The organism is Rickettsiella grylli (assembly GCF_000168295.1).
Lineage (GTDB): Bacteria > Pseudomonadota > Gammaproteobacteria > Diplorickettsiales > Diplorickettsiaceae > Aquirickettsiella > Aquirickettsiella grylli.
Genome location: NZ_AAQJ02000001.1, coordinates 879,255 through 895,914, shown reverse-complemented (window position 1 = coordinate 895,914; position 16,660 = coordinate 879,255). Strand labels below are relative to the sequence as shown.

Here is a 16,660-nt window from a genome sequence, read left to right as displayed (position 1 = left end):
ACATGCACGAATCAATGCTTTTTGCCCAAAAACAAGCGGGTGATAATCGTTTATCGAAGGACAATGCGGCATTATTATTTATCGATCATCAAACGGGTTTATTTCAGTTGGTGAGGGATTATCACTACGATGAATTTAAGAATAATGTTTTGGCATTGGCCGCTATCGGCACGCTTTTTCATTTACCGACTATTTTAACAACAAGTTTTGAATCAGGTCCAAATGGTCCACTTATTCCTGAATTAAAGCATACGTTTCCTAAAGCGCCGTTTATTCCACGACCCGGTCAAATTAACGCGTGGGATAATGAGGATTTTGTGAAGGCTGTCAAAGCAACGGGACGCAAAAAATTAATTATTGCGGGAATCGTCACTGATGTTTGCGTTGTATTTCCGGCGATATCGGCTTTAAGTGAGGGTTATGATGTCTACGTCGTTGTAGATGCCTCAGGGACATTCAATCTTGCGACGCGCCATGCAGCGCTGAGTCGTATGGCGCAATGCGGAGCGGTTTTAACGAATTGGTTTTCAATTGGTTCTGAGTTACAACGCGATTGGCGCGATAAAGGCGAAGGATTGACGCAATTACTGAAGGATCATTTAGTGCCTTATGCAAATCTTATTTGTAGTCATGAGGTCTCTCATGATGCTGAGCAAGAAACGTGAACCTCACTTTTTGGTAGAGGTTTCATGTCGTGCAATGCGTAATAAGGCGTGTTGCAATGATTTAATTTTTATATGTTGCGCAGCATTTTTAATGAGTTGAGCACTACTGGATGATAAGGGAGGTGGCGCTGAGCGTGAAATTGAATGGATAGGATGAAAGTGAGGTTGGATGTTCCATTCAATCTGTTTCAAATCACGCAACGCGTCGTAATGAATTAATTGTTCAGTGATAGTCGGGAGCCGATAGCGCAATTGTGTCGCCCAGGCCGCACTCGCGCATTCAATAATTAAATGACCTTCGCGAAAATTAGCGATCCGAGTATGCTCACCAAGAGAACCCATTTCAGTGTGCCAAATTTGATTGAGTCGGTTTAATTGAACAACTTTGGCTTGAATAAACGCCAATAAGCTTTCCGAATCATCCTGCAAGATAGTGACCAGCCTTTTTTCTCGCGATAGTTTTTTAGTCATCAGTCTATTTTCATCGGTAAAATAACAAGTTGCGCACCGAGTAAATGTAAGCGCCGTTGTAACATGATGGCTGTTTCGTTATGCAGTAAACGGGTTATCCAATTATCTTTCGTGAAAATAAGCTTACTCGCGAAAAAAATCGAATTTGGAAATTCTTTTATGATTTTTTTAGAAAGCAGGGTTAATTTTTCGGTCGGATCAGTGCCATAAGCCACATAACTTTTTGCCGCTAAGCCTTGTTCATGACAGTAGGTGATAAAATAATCGAGCATTGTCTGTGTATTTTTTTGCATCGTTGTCAATTCTTTTCGAGCACTAAAACTTTCCACATCAACGATACCAACGGTAACAAATATAAAATTTTTAAAATGATTCGGAAACATACGGAGTACCCATAATAGATTGTACAGACCAATGCCTCGATGTTTCCCGACCATAATGACAGCGGTCGCTTCTTTCGGTTGCAGTGGTTTGGGAGGCTTAGAAGCGTTTAACGGTGTGCTTGTCATCAGGAGATCAATCGTATGTAATTTTTTGAAAACCAGCGTGTAATGTTTTTTGACCAATAGGCAAATGAAAATGACTAAACTGGTAATGAAGACGGTGACCCAGCCGCCAAACGTGAATTTTGATATCAGTGTCGTTATCAAGATACAAAAGGTGACTAAAAAGGCAAAGGATGAAAAAATGAATCGACCTAACCAATGGGAAGAAGCATCCTTTCGATGCGTGACCCAATAAACGCACAGACCCAGAATAGAAAGCGAAAAGGTTAAAAATACATTCATGCTATAGAGAATAACGAGCCAGGAAACACGCCCTTCACTCAACCAAAGGATCAAGAGTGCGGCAATGCCAAATACAATGATTCCATTTTGTGTCACTAAACGACTGGATAGATGACGAAAACGATTGGGTACCCAACTGTCGATGGCCATATTGGCTAATACACTGGGGCCGGCTAAAAAACCGGTATTAGCGCCGACAAGTAGTAAGCCGGCTTCAAGCAATAAAGTGAGGGTTAAGAGGGCTTTCGCCCATGCAGAATCCCCTAAAATGTGATGAAACACAACGGCATTTAAGGTTTGACCGTAGACAGGATGTGCATGCCATAATAAATAAAGTAAAATGATCCCGCCGGCGGTAAAACTTAAGGAAAGTGCCATATAAAACATGGTCCATTTTCCGGTGCGTACCCGGGGCTCCATGAGTCGATTCACATTGTTAGAAACGGCTTCAATTCCAGTGTAAGTTCCACTGCCTAACGAATAAGCCCGTAACAATAAGGCCGTAATAAATAACCAGCCCGTTTGTTGTGAAATTGCAAAAGTGGTGGTGAACGTATCTGAAAACACGCGAGGTAATGTACTTTTATGGACCATAACACCATAAATGATTAAAAAAAAGTGCGTGACCACAAAACCTAAAAAAATAGGCATTAACACTTTTATCGATTCTTTCATCCCTCGTAAATTTAATGTAATCAGTACGATAATAACAAACGCGCAAGCGAATAATTTATAATTTAAAAAAGAAGAAGGAAGTAAGCTCAATAAGGCATCAATACCGCTGGCTACAGAGATTGTAATCGTTAAGACATAATCGACAATAAGTGCAGCACCTGAAATCAGTCCAGCATACGGACCCAGGAGTTGAGTAGAAACTTTATAACCCCCCCCACCACTGGGAAACAACGTAATAACTTGATTGTAAGCGAGCGCGATAACAAAAACGGTGAGAATCGTTGCAATAGAAATATAAAGACCCAATGAACTGTAATGAGGTCCTAAAGCAATAAAGGCTTCTTCAGGACCATAACACGAAGACGATAATCCATCGGCACCCAGACCCACCCACGCTAAAAAAGCGACTAGAGCAATATTGCGTTGTGTCGAAGGATTTAATGGGTTACGGGGTTTACCGAGCAAAAAACGACCAAGACGTTGAAAAAAAGTCATGCTCATCAAGATACTGAATAAAAATCTACTATAACGAATTAAACATTATTTTTAAAGTCATGTTTTTTGTATGCTTTTTGCAAGGACGAGGCAATGTGATATGCTGCTGCCTTCCTGTTGTTCAGTGTCAACTGATTCAATGAGGTTATTTATTGAATTTGGAATGAATATAATAATTTTTTATAAAGGATGAATATGGATATCACAATCGTGGATGAATTTTTAAAAAAAGTTTTTAAGAAAACGTGTCATTTAATCGATAATTCCCCTTCATTTTACACGCTTGAATTTTCTGATCCCTTCACAATTTGTGAATTTGAAAAATGGGCCGATGTCTGTAAAAAATTTTTATCTCAATATCACTTAAGAACCGGCGCAACGTTCTTTTCCTATTCCAAAACGTTTCATAAGCGCTGTGCATTACAACTCTACAAATTACCCCTTGAAAAAATTTTAGAAGCGCTGACGGCCTTAAATAAAGATTTAAATTTACAGCAGGCTATTCTTCTGAACGATCCAAAAGAGGCTATCAACGTACTTTTAGATGATGGAGCCCAGGTTAATAGCAAGGATGTAACGGGTGAAACTCCTTTACATCGTGCAGTGAAAAAAGGCGATAACAAAATCATTCAGTTGCTTTTAAAAAAAGGGGCATTGATTAATGAGGTCAATAGTAACGGTGAAACTGCGCTACATCTGATTGCCAAGACCCTTGACCTGACGACACTCGAAAAATTGCTTGCAACACCTGGGATAGATATCCATGCAAAAGATAACGAGGGTAATATCTGTTTGTACTCAATGGCTTTTTTAGGTAAACAGGAGATGTTAGAAAAACTCTATCAAGCAGGCATCCCTATTGACACCGTTAACAATTACGGTGAAACGCCTTTATTTTCCGCGATCTATGGGATTAATCCTTTAGCGGTAAAATTCTTTTTGGAACGAGGCGCTTCTGTTAATCATCAGAGCGTAAACGGTACGACTCCTTTAATTGCCGCCGTTCTATTGGCTGCCCATCATTCTGAAAATTTTTCTCCGGCGATGCATACGATACTAACAACACTTTTAAACGTGGGTGCTGATCCCATGATGAGGACATTGGCCGGTGAGTCGGCTTTACAAATTGCTGATAAAGCCAATAACGTCCATGTCGGTAAACTGTTGATTGATACCGTATTAAGCGTTGATCTGATGACGGTCAAGCCTTATTTTCAGTCACATGAACTTTCTAGTTATTGGGATATTTCAGTTCAAAAGTTGTATTATGAGTGCCTAGAAAAATCTTTAGAGAATGGAATGCAGAATCATCATACGGCCTCTATAATGCCATTTTTTTCTAAAACGCAACCGGTTTATGAGATAGATAGCAATAAAAGGAGTGCGGATCATTCAATGAGCAGTTATACAAACCTATAAATTTTTTTCCCTCTCAGTCTAAACCGATTGCTGAAACGTATGGATAGGACTTTTTTAAGTCATTGGTTAAAATAGACTAAAAAAGTCCTTTTCCTTTTTAATAAGGGTAGTGCAATGACCACAACATCAGAAAATCGATATGAGATTCCGTGTTTAGCATCCCATTGTTTAGAACCGCTTCATCAATTAGAACAACGTTTACTTGGCCAACAAGCGACCATTGAGAATTGGTTGCGTGAGCAATGGCGAAAAACACCTGCACCTTTTTATGCCTCAGTTGATTTACGTAATGCCGGATTTAAATTAGCACCGGTGGATACGAACTTATTTCCAGCAGGATTCAATAATCTAAATGAAGCATTAATTCCGTTGGCGGTACAAGCGGCACAAGAAACATTAGAACGCTTAGTTCCAGGTTGTTTGCGGATCGCGCTCATCCCTGAAAATCATACGCGAAATAATTTTTATTTTGAAAATTTGTATGCATTACAAGATATTTTAACGAAAGCGGGTTTTGAAGTGAGAATCGGTTCTTTATTAAAGGAGATTCAATCTCCTCAAGAAATGACATTAAAATCAGGCAATGTCATCAAGTTGGAGCCGATTCAACGTCAAGGGGATCAAATCAAACTGAATGATTTTTTACCGTGTTTTATCCTGTTAAATAATGATTTATCACAGGGGATTCCTGAAATATTACAAGGTATCCAACAAATTATTTTACCCAATGTTCGTTTAGGGTGGCATAATCGTTTAAAATCAAATCATTTTTATCATTATGAACAAGTGACAAAGGAATTTTCACAATTACTGGATTTAGATCCGTGGTTGATTACCCCTTATTTTTTTCAGTGTCGTGATGTTGATTTTGCGCGGCATGAAGGTGAACAATGTATGCGTGAAAAAACGCAACAACTTTTACACGCGACTGAAAAAAAATATGCGCAATATCACATTAAAGAAAAACCCTATGTGGTTATTAAGGCGGATGCGGGGAGCTATGGAATGGGTGTTTTAACGATTGATAAAGCGGAGGAAATTGCCACGCTTAATCGTAAAAAAAGAAGTGATATGACTGTTTCGAAAGGAAGTCGTCCGATTGAAAAGGTGATTATTCAAGAAGGGGTTTACACCTTTGAAACCTGGAATGATGCGGTTGCAGAACCTGTCGTTTATCTCCTCGGGCACTATGTCGTGGGTGGTTTTTATCGTGTCCATACGGGTCGTGGTGTCAGTGATAATCTGAATACACCGGGGATGCAATTTGAACCATTACCTTTTTTGCAGGCCTGTAACATTCCTGAAAAAAAAGGTCAACAAAAGGGAAAATGTGCCAATCGTTTTTATGTGTATGGTATTATTGCTCGGCTGGCTGTATTAGCAGCAGCCCGCGAGCACGCTGAAATTTTAAAAAAAGTGGAGTAAATCGTGCTTAAACCACTTGGCGTTGTCATGGATCCTATCGAACAGATTAATCCAAAAAAAGACACCACATTCGCCCTATTGCTTGCAGCACAACAGCGAGATTGGCCCATCGTTTATATGGAAGCACGCGACCTTTTTTTAGTAAACGAGAAACCTTACGCGCATGTACGTGCGTTGCACGTTGATGACGATAACACTTCCTGGTTTAATTTGGGTAAAGAAAGTGTTATTCCATTAACCTCGTTATCAGTGATATTGATGCGTAAAGATCCACCCATCGATATGCACTATATTTATACCACCCAATTACTGGATAAAGCGCAACAACAGGGTGTAGGTGTTGTCAATCATCCTTCACGCTTACGTGATTTTAATGAAAAATTGTATACACTCCATTTTCCAGACTGTTGCCCACCGAGTTTAGTGACATCACGTCTTCAGGCAGCACTCGAATTTTTGCATAAACACGGCGATATTATTGCGAAGCCATTAAATGGGATGGGCGGATCCTCCGTTTTTCGATTGCGCGTCAATGATCCCAATAATCACGTTATCTTAGAAACCTTAACGGAAAACAATCAATCCTATATGATGGTGCAGCGCTATATTACTGAAGTGTTAGCAGGCGATAAACGGATTATGATGATAGATGGCGAACCATTTCCCTACGCGTTAGCGCGTATTCCACCGCTGGGTGAAACACGCGCCAATTTAGCGGTGGGTGGAAAAGGAAAAGTTGTTAAACTCAGTAAAAACGATTATCGGATTTGTCAGCGCGTAGGTCCTTCTTTACGTGAAAAAGGACTATTATTTGTTGGCCTCGATGTTATTGGGGATTATTTGACTGAAATTAATATCACGAGCCCGACCGGTGTTCGTGAAATTGATGCGCACTGTGAGGGTAATATCAGCGATCAATTCATCAATATGCTTTATTCTCAATATTCTAAATGATAATGGCATCTTTTCTTCTTGGAATGAAGGATGAACCCGATCGGCGTGTGGATAAATCACTTAAGGAGAGATTGGTATGAAACAAGACGCTTCTCCTATACAATTTAAACATTTTAAGACGTATTTAAGCCCTCGTCCTCGAGATGCACATAAAGGCTTATTTGGTCATGTGCTTGTTATTGGTGGTTATCAGGGAATGACGGGGGCAGCGCGTTTAGCCGCAGAAGCTGCATTGCGTGTGGGTGCAGGTTTAGTGAGTGTGGCGACACAAGCAGAATCCATTACACCGATTATGAACGGGCGCCCTGAAATTATGGCGCATACGCTCAAAACAAGTCGCGACCTCATGCCATTACTAAAAAAAGCAAACGTTGTGGTTGTTGGAACAGGTTTAGGTCAGTCACGCACATCGGAACACGTGATGACAGTGCTTTTAAAGACTTCGCATGTCAAGGTTGTGGATGCGGATGGTTTAAACGTATTGGCAAAAAAACAACCTAAAAAATCAAATCATTGGATACTTACACCGCATCCGGGTGAGGCTGCACGTTTATTAGAGTGCTCAGTAAAAGCAATTCAAGCGAATCGAATAGAAGCCGTTAAAGCGCTTCAAAAACGCTACGGTGGCGTGATTGTTTTAAAAGGAGCACAGACGCTGGTGTGTACCCGCAAATCCTTATGTATGTGTCTTGCAGGGAACCCGGGTATGGCCAGCGGTGGTATGGGCGATGTTTTAAGTGGTGTGATTGGTGGACTGTTAGCCCAAGGATTTTCTTTACAAGGTGCTGCAGAATGTGGTGTCTACTTACATGCAACGGCAGGCGATAAAGCGGCTGTATCAAAAGGTGAACGCGGGTTATTAGCGAGTGATTTAATGGATTACTTACATCAACTCGTTAATTGAAAACTACTCAAAACGAACCGGGTTACTGGGACGTATGTTTTTAGAGTCTATAAACTAAGTTGTGTAATTAGTAATAGAATTAATCATACCTAAGGTTATTAAAGGGGAATACGGAGAAACTGAAATAGCGATTCCTCGGGATCGAAGCACTACCTTTGAACCTCAGATCATACCACAGGGTAAAACCCGTTTTGAGGGATTAGACAGTCGATGAGGCGGAAACAGCCTTGACAGTTTTTGACCAAATCTGGGATGGGCAATACCCAGCCATTAGCCAAATTTGGTTACGCCATTGGGAAAATGTCATTCCTTTTTTTGGGTTATCCCCCTGAAATTCGTCAGGTGATTTATACGACCAATGCGATAGAATCACTGAATATGACTTTACGGAAATTTATAAAAAATAAACGGGTTTTTCCCTCAGATGAAGCGGCATTTAAACAAATTTATTTGGCGATGCAAATTATTGCTAAAAAATGGACTATGCCCATCCGCGATTGGAAACCTGCTTTGGCTCGCTTTACCATCGAGTTTGGAGATAGAATTTAAATGCTCTATAACTTATTTACACAATTTTATTTGCAGACTCTATTTTTTAATTTGGAATGAGTATGTTTAAACGAATGTATTTATTTTTTGTCAACCTAGCGCTCTTAGGCGTTTTATTAAGTTTAACTATTTTTGGGTTGACACGCGATAAACTTGCCGCTAATCCTACGTTTTTTATCATATTCTTAAGTTTAATAGGCATCCTATCGCTTTGTATGATGCACCGTTATATCTGTATCCCCTTTTTGTTTGCAGTCTTTAGTGTTTTATCGGTGGTACGAATTTTAAGTTTACATCACAGTCTTCAACCGATATATCCTCTGTTGGTGAGTTTGTTATGTTTGGTGGTTTTGTTTTTGACGATTGCTTACCAGGATGTAAAAAAACGACCTATTCAACTCAGAAATGTTCCACAAACCCGGTTTAATATGTCCGCGTATGAATGGCATTTAAGTTTTATTCGAATTTATGTTGGCTTTGATCTGATTGCTCACTGTACTGAAAAATTGTTTGCCGGACAGATTCCTTTTCAAGCGGATGTCACTGCCTTTAAACATTTAAATGTAATCGATCCCGCCTTTTTTGTACGTTTTGCAGGGCTATGTGAATTAGCGGGCGTCATTTCGCTTGGTTTAGGTTTACTGACCCGTTTGGGCGCTTTGAGTACTAGTTTATACCTTATGATGGCGACGCTAATTGGCCATCATTTTTTAAAAGGCTTTATTTGGGCTTCACCGGGAGGAGGTTGGGAATATCCGGTCATGTGGAGTGTTTTTATTCTGAGCTATGCGGTATTAGGTGCTGACGAATTTTCTATTGATGGTGTTTTAGATAAACAGTTTCATTTACCTCGTTGGTTAAAACGATTCATGGGTGTGATGAAATCCGATGGACAAATAGAGCATACCGTGTGACTTAACGTGATATTATTCACAATTTCTGTGTGTAGCCCAAGGATTTTCTTTACAGGGTGCTGCAGAATGTGGTGTCTTACTTACAACAGCAGATGATAGAGCGGCTGTATCAAAAATGAACGCGGGCTATTAACGAGTGATCTAATGGATTACTTACATCAACTCGTCAACTGAAATACACTGAGAACGAACCGGGCCAGTGGAACATTAGCCGTGAAAGTTATCATCTAGGTGGAGGAGAGATTGTTTTTTACCGATTTCCCCTATAATGGGCAGCATACTGAGCGAGTAACTCTCGTATCATACTCTGATAATTTGTATGATGCTTTTCAGCCTCATCCTTAAAAAATTCAAGGCTTTCTTTAGTTAACGATAAAGTAATTTTTTTAGTTTCAGTTTTTAATACTAACTGATGCGGTTTTGGCAAAAAATCAGGAATTATTTTGATTTTTCCAATGGGCTCATCAGTATAATTAATTCTTTTGGTTTTTTTCATAAATGCGTTTCCTCTTTCTCCAATAACCTGCTCCAATAAGACGAATATTGTTGAAACGATACGTAAACCTAACGGTCATTTCGTGATATTATTCACAATTTCTGTGTGTAGATTGTGTAAAAATATGTGTAAAAGCGTTTGAACGCATTTACAGGATTGACTCGACAACGCGTGTTCACAGAATAAACAATTGAAGCGTTTGTTCATTCGAGAAGTGAAGATTCTAAACGTTATTCAAGCGCGACTTGAACAATCCCATCCATTAATCGAGCAGGGTAGGTTTTAATTCCCATAAAAGCAGGCGCGCGCGTTGCAGCCCCTGTTTTAATGCAAAAACCAGCACCGTGCCACGGGCAAATGATTTCTTCTCCTTCAATTTCACCACCTTCCAGGGACTGATCTTCGTGCGTACATGAATTTTTTAATGCATAAAATTCGCCTTTTAGATTGAAAATTAATAAGGATAAACTATTCCAATGAAATACGTGATAACTACCGACAGGAAGACTTTCTGCATCGATCACATTAACCCAATTGGCCATTTATTTCTCTCCAGAGCGTGTTTAACAAGATGATAAAAAACGTTATAACATACCGAGTTGTAATTTAGCCGCTTCAGACATTTTTGCAGACGTCCACGGGGGATCCCACACTAATTCAACCTGCGTTTCATGAACGCCATCGATAGCATTCACCGCGTTTTCGACCATACTGGGAAATGTTTGTGCAACCGGACAGCCGGGCGTTGTTAACGTCATTTGAATCGTGACATGACCAGGCACGTCAATAAAGATATGATAAATGAGGCCTAAATCGTAAATATTAACCGGTATTTCAGGGTCATAAATATGTTTAAGCGTGTTTACAATCGAATTTTTTAAAGTGGCTTCATTCAGCGGATAATGTATGGTCATAGGATAATAAAGATGAGGATTCGGTGGATACTAACGACTGGTTTTGTTTTAAGGCAGCAAGTAAGGTATGCCACGCGAGCGTTGCACATTTTACCCGTGCCGGATAGGCTTTTACACCGGCAAATACAGCTAATTTTTCGAGGTCCTGTAATTGTTCAGCGGTCGTTAATTCACGCGTTAATAGCTGATGAAAGCGTTCAAAGCATGTTTCGGCCTCTTTGCATGTTTTTCCTGACAAAATCTCCGACATGAGCGACGCCGATGCGATAGCAATGGCGCAACCTGAGCCTTGAAAACTAATTGCTTTGATTTTACCGTGATCTATTTTCAGATAGACGGTTAAGCGGTCACCACAGATCTGGTTAAAACCATGAGCAAGCCGATTTGCCAATGGCATCGTGTGATGATGACGAGGATTGCGCCCGTGATCTAAGATCATTTCCTGGTAAAGTTCGCGTAAATGAGACATCATTTTATTTAAACAATTGCTTTAAAATATGTAAACCCCTGATTAAAGCATCAATATCTTCTTTATTATTATAGAGTGCCATTGACACACGCACGGTGGAATCAACATCGAAGCGTTGCATTAAGGGCATGGTGCAATGTTGACCGGCACGTACAGCAACTCCCACTTCAGCATTTAAAACATCACTGATATCATGCCCATGAATACGCCGCCCTCGTGAATCATTGACGATAAAATTCAAGATAGCGGCTTTTTCTTTTGCCATGCCAATGAAACGTAAACCCTGAATGGCTTGTAAATGTTGAATGGCATAGTCGAGTAGTTGTTGTTCATGACAATGGATCACATTAAAGTCGAGTTGATTGAGATAATCAATTGCCGCGCCTAATCCAACGGCGCCTGCAATATGCGGTGTACCTGCTTCAAACTTATACGGTGGTTCACGATAATGACTTTTTTTAAGGCCAACTTCAGTGATCATACTGCCGCCCCCTTGATAGGGTGGCATGCGCGCTAACAATTCGTATTTGCCATACAAAACGCCAATGCCGGTCGGCGCAAATAATTTGTGGCCAGAAAAGGCATAAAAATCACAATCTAACGCGTGGACATCTATTTTTTGATGGGCGACTGCCTGCGCACCGTCAATCAATACTTTTGTTTCAGGACTATTCGCATGAGCCCAATCGATGATCGATTGAATGGGGTTAATCGTCCCTAAGGTGTTGGAAACGTGACAAATTGACACGAGTTTTGTTTTAGCATTGAGTAAACGTTGGTATTCTTCCAATACTAATTCACCCGCATCATTAATCGGTATAATTTTAAGTTGAGCACCCGTTTGTTCGCACAAAATTTGCCAGGGAACGATATTGGCATGATGTTCCATATGCGAAATAATAATTTCATCACCCGCACGAAGGTGACTTAAACCGTAGGTTTGCGCCACTAAATTAATGGCTTCCGTGGTGCCGCGGACGAAAATAATTTCTGCCGATGATTTTGCATGGATAAAGTGTTGAACTTTCTGACGGCTCTGTTCAAATGCGTGCGTCGCTAATTCACTTAAGGTATGGATACCGCGGTGCACATTACTATTTTCATACTGATAAAAATGGTGTAAACGTTGGATAACAGCGTAAGGCTTTTGTGTACTTGCCGCATTATCCAGATAAACGAGCGGGCTCCCTTTTATTTTTTGTTGTAGAATAGGAAAGTCAGCTCTTATTTTTGTTAGATCACAGGTGTTCATGGCTGATGATTAAAATGAGGTAAAACGACATCCTTTAACAAAGGCATGTGTTGAAGGATATCGTGGGCAAAGGCATTCACCAATAAATCAGTGGCTTGGTTTATGGTTAATCCACGGGATTGCAAATAAAATAAAGCATCGTTATCCAGTTGGCCGATGCTTGCACCATGCGTACAGTGGATATCATCTGTAAATAATTCAAGTTGTGGTTTACTATTCATTTCACTGTGGGCTGATAATAATAAATTTTTATTCAATTGGTGTGCTTTGGATTGAATCGCGTCTTCACGGACTATCAATTTACCATTAAACGTCGCACGTGCATTATCACCAATAATACCCTTGTAAAATTCGTCACTCTGGGTTTTCGGACTGACGTGATCAATGACGGTACAGTAATCGATTTGTTGATGACGAAATGCTAAATAGAGCCCCTTTAATTGACACTGTGCCTGTGGTGCTAATAATTTAACGATAATATCACGACGTATTAATGCGCTATTTAATGCGAAAGAATAAGCGGAAAATTGACTATTTTCCTGTTGTGACACCGATAAGCTGCCGACATGTTGGGCCTGTTGACTCTCGTTAATGTATTGATAATGTTCGATATGACTATTGGCCGATAAATAACATTCGGTGACGCTATTTGTAAAATAAGGGGTATTTTTTTTAGACGTCATATCGATATACTTTTCCACAATCGTGGCGTGACTATTTTCTTCCGCGATAATGATATTACGTAAAGGAATAAAGCGATTGGGTGTTTCATCCGTATTAATAAATAAAACGTCGATAGGCGTGTTTAAACAGGTATTGGCCGGTAAATAAATAAATGCACCTTCTCGCAGAAAAGCCGTGTTTAATTGTGTAAAACTATTTTTCTCGACTGCGTTGGAGTTGACGTGTGCCTTGACTAATTCCGGATGATGATGGTGCATCTGAATCAAATGGGTTATTCGATCATTTTGCGCTAAATCGATTACGGTGGATAAATGCGGCGCAAAAAAACCATTCACAAACACTAAACGAACGCCTATCGTAGCTTCGAGAACCGGATCAGGGGGGGATGATGATGCCACTAAAAAATAAGGGGTTTGATGCAATGTATTGAATGACGTGTATTTCCAATCGGCCTGTTTTTTACTCGGGAAGCCCATTGTTGTAAAGGCGTCTAATGCCGTTCGTCTTAATCGCGTGAGATAGGCTTCTCCCTGGCCGAATAAATTTTTTTCGGTGCGCTGATACTCTCGGGAGTAATGCGCAATGGCGTTAAAATCGCTTCGTTTATTATTTAACATGTGTTTACACCCATGATTTTTCTTGTTGTAAAAAAGTAGCATAACCTTCTTTTTCTAAGGTTTGTGCTAAAGAAAAATCACCTGATCGAATAATTTTCCCACCAGCCAGTATATGCACATAATCAGGCTTAATATAGTCGAGTAAACGTTGATAATGCGTAATAAGCATCATCGCTCGTTCGGGCGAGCGCAGCGTATTAACCCCCTTCGCAACTATTTTTAAAGCGTCAATATCAAGACCAGAATCGGTTTCATCTAACAGTGCTAATTGAGGTTCTAATAAGGCCATTTGTAAAATTTCATTGCGTTTTTTTTCCCCCCCAGAAAAACCGGCATTGACTGCCCGGTAAAGGAAATCGTGATCCATTTCAACAACATTTAACTTTTCTTTTACGCGTTTTAAAAAATCCATCGCATCCAGTTCGGTTTCACCGCGTGCTTTACGTATTGCGTTTAAAGCCGCTTTGAGTAAATAAATATTACTCACACCAGGGATTTCAATCGGATATTGAAAGGCTAAAAATAACCCTGCATGCGCGCGTTGTTCAGGAGCAAGGCGGGTTAAATCTTCACCTAAATAGCGGATTTCGCCCTGGGTTATCGTATAATGAAAACGTCCGGCAATGATATTGGCTAAGGTGCTTTTACCCGAACCATTGGGCCCCATGATGGCGTGAATTTCACCCGGTTTTATATGCAGATTAATTCCCCGTAATATTTTTTTATTATCAATTTCAACCTGTAAATTTTTAATTATTAACATATTTTTTACGTTCTTTGTGTGGATATAAATGCTCGTTTTGTTTCTAACCAATACTTCCTTCCAAACTGAGACTCAGTAATTTCTGAGCTTCAACGGCAAATTCCATTGGTAATTCTTTAAATACGGCTTTGCAAAACCCATTCACAATAAGTGAAAGTGCATCTTCGCGGGTTATACCGCGCTGCAAACAATAAAACAGTTGATCTTCGCTAATTTTCGACGCCGAAGCCTCGTGTTCTATTTGTGCAGTCTGATTTTTAACTTCAATACTTGGGAAGGTATGCGCTTTACAGTGTTGACCGATTAAAAGTGAATCGCATTGGGTATAATTACGGGCATGGTCCGCTGTTTCAGCGATTTTGACTAAACCACGATAACTGTTTTGTCCGTGACCGGCACTAATTCCTTTTGATAAAATAGTACTTTTTGTATGTTTACCGATATGGATCATTTTCGTTCCAGTGTCTGCTTGCTGTTTATGGTGCGTCAGTGCCACTGAATAAAACTCGCCGACAGAAGCATCACCTTGCAGGATAACACTCGGATATTTCCAGGTAATCGCGGATCCTGTTTCAACTTGCGTCCACGAAATTTTTGATTGTTTGCCACGACAATGACCGCGTTTCGTCACAAAGTTATAAATTCCCCCTTTACCTTCTTTATCACCGGGATACCAATTTTGAACCGTCGAATATTTAATTTCAGCATGATCTAAAGCAATGAGCTCGACAACAGCCGCATGTAATTGGTTTTCATCACGTTGGGGTGCCGTACATCCTTCTAAGTAACTCACATAACTTCCTTCATCAGCAATAATTAACGTGCGTTCAAACTGGCCTGTATTCGCAGCATTCATTCGAAAATAGGTGGAGAGTTCCATGGGGCAGCGTATTCCCTTGGGAATATAACAAAACGATCCATCCGTAAAGACAGCGGCATTTAAGCAGGCATAAAAATTATCAGCATACGGAACAACAGTCCCTAAATAGCGTTTTATCAACTCAGGATATTCTTGCACGGCTTCGGAAAATGAACAGAATAGAATTCCCATTGCTTTTAGTTTTTCTTTAAAAGTGGTGGCAACCGAAATACTGTCAAAAACAGCATCGACCGCAACACCGGCTAAACGTTCTTGTTCTTTCAGTGAAATGCCAAGCTTCGTATAAATCCGTAGCAATTCAGGATCAACTTCGTCTAAGCTTTTCAATTGCTTTTTGAGTTTAGGTGCCGAATAATAACTAATCGCTTGGTAATCAATGGCTGGATAATCCATATAATCCGCCCAATGGGGTTCCGTTAAACTGAGCCAATGACGGTAAGCCTTTAAGCGCCAGGCTAATAAAAATTCAGGCTCATTTTTTTTCGCTGAAATATGGCGAATAACGTCTTCATTGAGTCCGCAAGCAAGTGTATCGGCAGGAATATCACTGACAAAACCATGGGGGTAATCTTGCTGTAATAAGGTCTCTAAAGTGGCTTGCGTCATGATTTTTTTTCGGCTCCCAAGGGAAGTAGGTAATCGATAGGGTGCAATAGGCTTAAATGACTAAGCTTCATGGGCTGAATCAGATCCGCCAAACTAATGTGCATGAAGGTCATTTGAATAAAAGCGCTAATCCTACGCCAATTATCGCGAATCGTACACTGCTGGGCGAAGCGACACGTTCGCGTTCGATGACTGCATTCGGTTAACGCAATAGGGCCTTCTAACGTTTGAATGAGTGTTCCCAGTGAAATATCCGCGGCGGGATAGGCCAATAGATAACCGCCTCGAATACCGCGGTTGGCGTGTAATAGACCTCGATGCGTTAAATGTTTTAGCAATTTACTGGTTGTCGGTAAAGCGATACCTGTGCGTTCAGCAATCTTTTTGGCATTAATTGCAAGTCCAGGATGCTGAGAGAGGTAGGCCATGATGACCACGGCATAATCAGTCAGTTTACTCAGTCTTAACATCGACGTAATTTTTATTGCATGTCTAAAAATGGGACTATTTTAGTCCTATTCTAGATTAAAAACAAGCGACTAAATCCCATTCAATGTACAAAATAAAGGATGCCTCCGATTAACGGAAGCATGAATAGCGAATAAAAGCTGTTCGATAGCTTTATTTAATGGGTTAGTGGAGAGGTCATGACAAGTTAACAGGAGTTTCACCCCAAGTATTTAAGCTTGCACCAAAATCCGTTTTAAATTTTTAGAAATA

The 16,660-nt window shown here is 40.2% G+C and carries 17 protein-coding genes and 1 pseudogene; 7 read left to right on the top strand and 11 right to left on the bottom strand.

Features of this window, described 5'->3' with window-relative positions:
- Window positions 1-2: 2 nt before the first annotated feature.
- On the top strand, window positions 3-665 hold the full coding sequence (gene ycaC / locus RICGR_RS04145) for an isochorismate family cysteine hydrolase YcaC (protein ID WP_006035193.1): 663 nt from the start codon (window positions 3-5) through the stop codon (window positions 663-665).
- A gap of 3 nt (window positions 666-668) precedes the next feature.
- Here the strand turns inward: ycaC and RICGR_RS07500 are convergent, their stop codons facing one another.
- Both RICGR_RS07500 and RICGR_RS04135 read right to left on the bottom strand, forming a co-directional pair.
- Window positions 669-1,136, bottom strand: a complete 468-nt coding sequence (locus RICGR_RS07500) for a DciA family protein (protein WP_006034784.1) — start codon at window positions 1,134-1,136, stop codon at window positions 669-671.
- Window positions 1,136-3,094, bottom strand: a complete 1,959-nt coding sequence (locus RICGR_RS04135) for an APC family permease (protein WP_006035385.1) — start codon at window positions 3,092-3,094, stop codon at window positions 1,136-1,138. Before RICGR_RS04135 ends, RICGR_RS07500 begins: the two co-directional genes overlap by 1 nt.
- Window positions 3,095-3,289: 195 nt before the next feature.
- Between RICGR_RS04135 and RICGR_RS04130 the strand changes: the two genes are divergently transcribed.
- The 6 genes and pseudogenes from RICGR_RS04130 (at window position 3,290) to RICGR_RS04105 (ending at window position 9,259) form a co-directional block, all read left to right on the top strand.
- Entirely contained in the window at window positions 3,290-4,513 is a 1,224-nt protein-coding gene (locus RICGR_RS04130) for an ankyrin repeat domain-containing protein (RefSeq protein WP_006035139.1), read from the top strand.
- Between the two features lie 114 nt (window positions 4,514-4,627).
- Window positions 4,628-5,938: a glutamate--cysteine ligase gene (gshA, locus tag RICGR_RS04125; protein WP_006035746.1), complete on the top strand. Its 1,311-nt coding sequence runs from the start codon at window positions 4,628-4,630 to the stop codon at window positions 5,936-5,938.
- 27 nt (window positions 5,939-5,965) lie between these two features.
- On the top strand, window positions 5,966-6,892 hold the full coding sequence (gene gshB, locus RICGR_RS04120; RefSeq protein WP_420806104.1) for a glutathione synthase: 927 nt from the start codon (window positions 5,966-5,968) through the stop codon (window positions 6,890-6,892).
- A gap of 76 nt (window positions 6,893-6,968) precedes the next feature.
- A complete protein-coding gene (locus RICGR_RS04115; protein WP_006035587.1) occupies window positions 6,969-7,796 on the top strand; it encodes an NAD(P)H-hydrate dehydratase in 828 nt (275 codons plus the stop codon).
- Between the two features lie 203 nt (window positions 7,797-7,999).
- A pseudogene (locus RICGR_RS04110) lies at window positions 8,000-8,345 on the top strand (transposase); the annotation flags it as partial.
- 62 nt (window positions 8,346-8,407) lie between these two features.
- The gene (locus RICGR_RS04105) at window positions 8,408-9,259 is read left to right on the top strand and encodes a DoxX family protein (RefSeq protein ID WP_050764014.1); all 852 of its coding nucleotides are present in this window, start codon (window positions 8,408-8,410) and stop codon (window positions 9,257-9,259) included.
- A 250-nt stretch (window positions 9,260-9,509) separates the two neighbouring features.
- Here the strand turns inward: RICGR_RS04105 and RICGR_RS04100 are convergent, their stop codons facing one another.
- The 9 genes from RICGR_RS04100 to RICGR_RS04060 all read right to left on the bottom strand — a co-directional run bounded on the left by RICGR_RS04100 (window position 9,510) and on the right by RICGR_RS04060 (window position 16,410).
- A complete protein-coding gene (locus RICGR_RS04100) occupies window positions 9,510-9,755 on the bottom strand; it encodes a BrnA antitoxin family protein (RefSeq protein WP_006035162.1) in 246 nt (81 codons plus the stop codon).
- A gap of 230 nt (window positions 9,756-9,985) precedes the next feature.
- Window positions 9,986-10,297 carry a Rieske (2Fe-2S) protein gene (locus tag RICGR_RS04095; protein WP_006035913.1) on the bottom strand — a complete coding sequence of 104 codons (312 nt, stop codon included), beginning with the start codon at window positions 10,295-10,297 and terminating at the stop codon, window positions 9,986-9,988.
- 42 nt (window positions 10,298-10,339) lie between these two features.
- Window positions 10,340-10,669 carry an SUF system Fe-S cluster assembly protein gene (locus RICGR_RS04090; protein WP_006034848.1) on the bottom strand — a complete coding sequence of 110 codons (330 nt, stop codon included), beginning with the start codon at window positions 10,667-10,669 and terminating at the stop codon, window positions 10,340-10,342.
- On the bottom strand, window positions 10,644-11,141 hold the full coding sequence (sufU, locus tag RICGR_RS04085) for a Fe-S cluster assembly sulfur transfer protein SufU (RefSeq protein WP_006035762.1): 498 nt from the start codon (window positions 11,139-11,141) through the stop codon (window positions 10,644-10,646). Before sufU ends, RICGR_RS04090 begins: the two co-directional genes overlap by 26 nt.
- Before the next feature lies 1 nt (window position 11,142).
- Window positions 11,143-12,390 (bottom strand): SufS family cysteine desulfurase, encoded by a 1,248-nt coding sequence (locus RICGR_RS04080; protein WP_006034647.1) that lies wholly within the window; start codon window positions 12,388-12,390, stop codon window positions 11,143-11,145.
- A complete protein-coding gene (sufD, locus tag RICGR_RS04075; RefSeq protein ID WP_006035610.1) occupies window positions 12,387-13,691 on the bottom strand; it encodes a Fe-S cluster assembly protein SufD in 1,305 nt (434 codons plus the stop codon). Before sufD ends, RICGR_RS04080 begins: the two co-directional genes overlap by 4 nt.
- 4 nt (window positions 13,692-13,695) lie before the next feature.
- A complete protein-coding gene (sufC, locus tag RICGR_RS04070) occupies window positions 13,696-14,454 on the bottom strand; it encodes a Fe-S cluster assembly ATPase SufC (RefSeq protein WP_006035342.1) in 759 nt (252 codons plus the stop codon).
- Window positions 14,455-14,497: 43 nt separating this feature from the next.
- Window positions 14,498-15,943 carry a Fe-S cluster assembly protein SufB gene (gene sufB, locus RICGR_RS04065; RefSeq protein WP_420806103.1) on the bottom strand — a complete coding sequence of 482 codons (1,446 nt, stop codon included), beginning with the start codon at window positions 15,941-15,943 and terminating at the stop codon, window positions 14,498-14,500.
- A complete protein-coding gene (locus RICGR_RS04060; RefSeq protein WP_006035154.1) occupies window positions 15,937-16,410 on the bottom strand; it encodes an SUF system Fe-S cluster assembly regulator in 474 nt (157 codons plus the stop codon). Before RICGR_RS04060 ends, sufB begins: the two co-directional genes overlap by 7 nt.
- Window positions 16,411-16,660 lie beyond the last annotated feature (250 nt).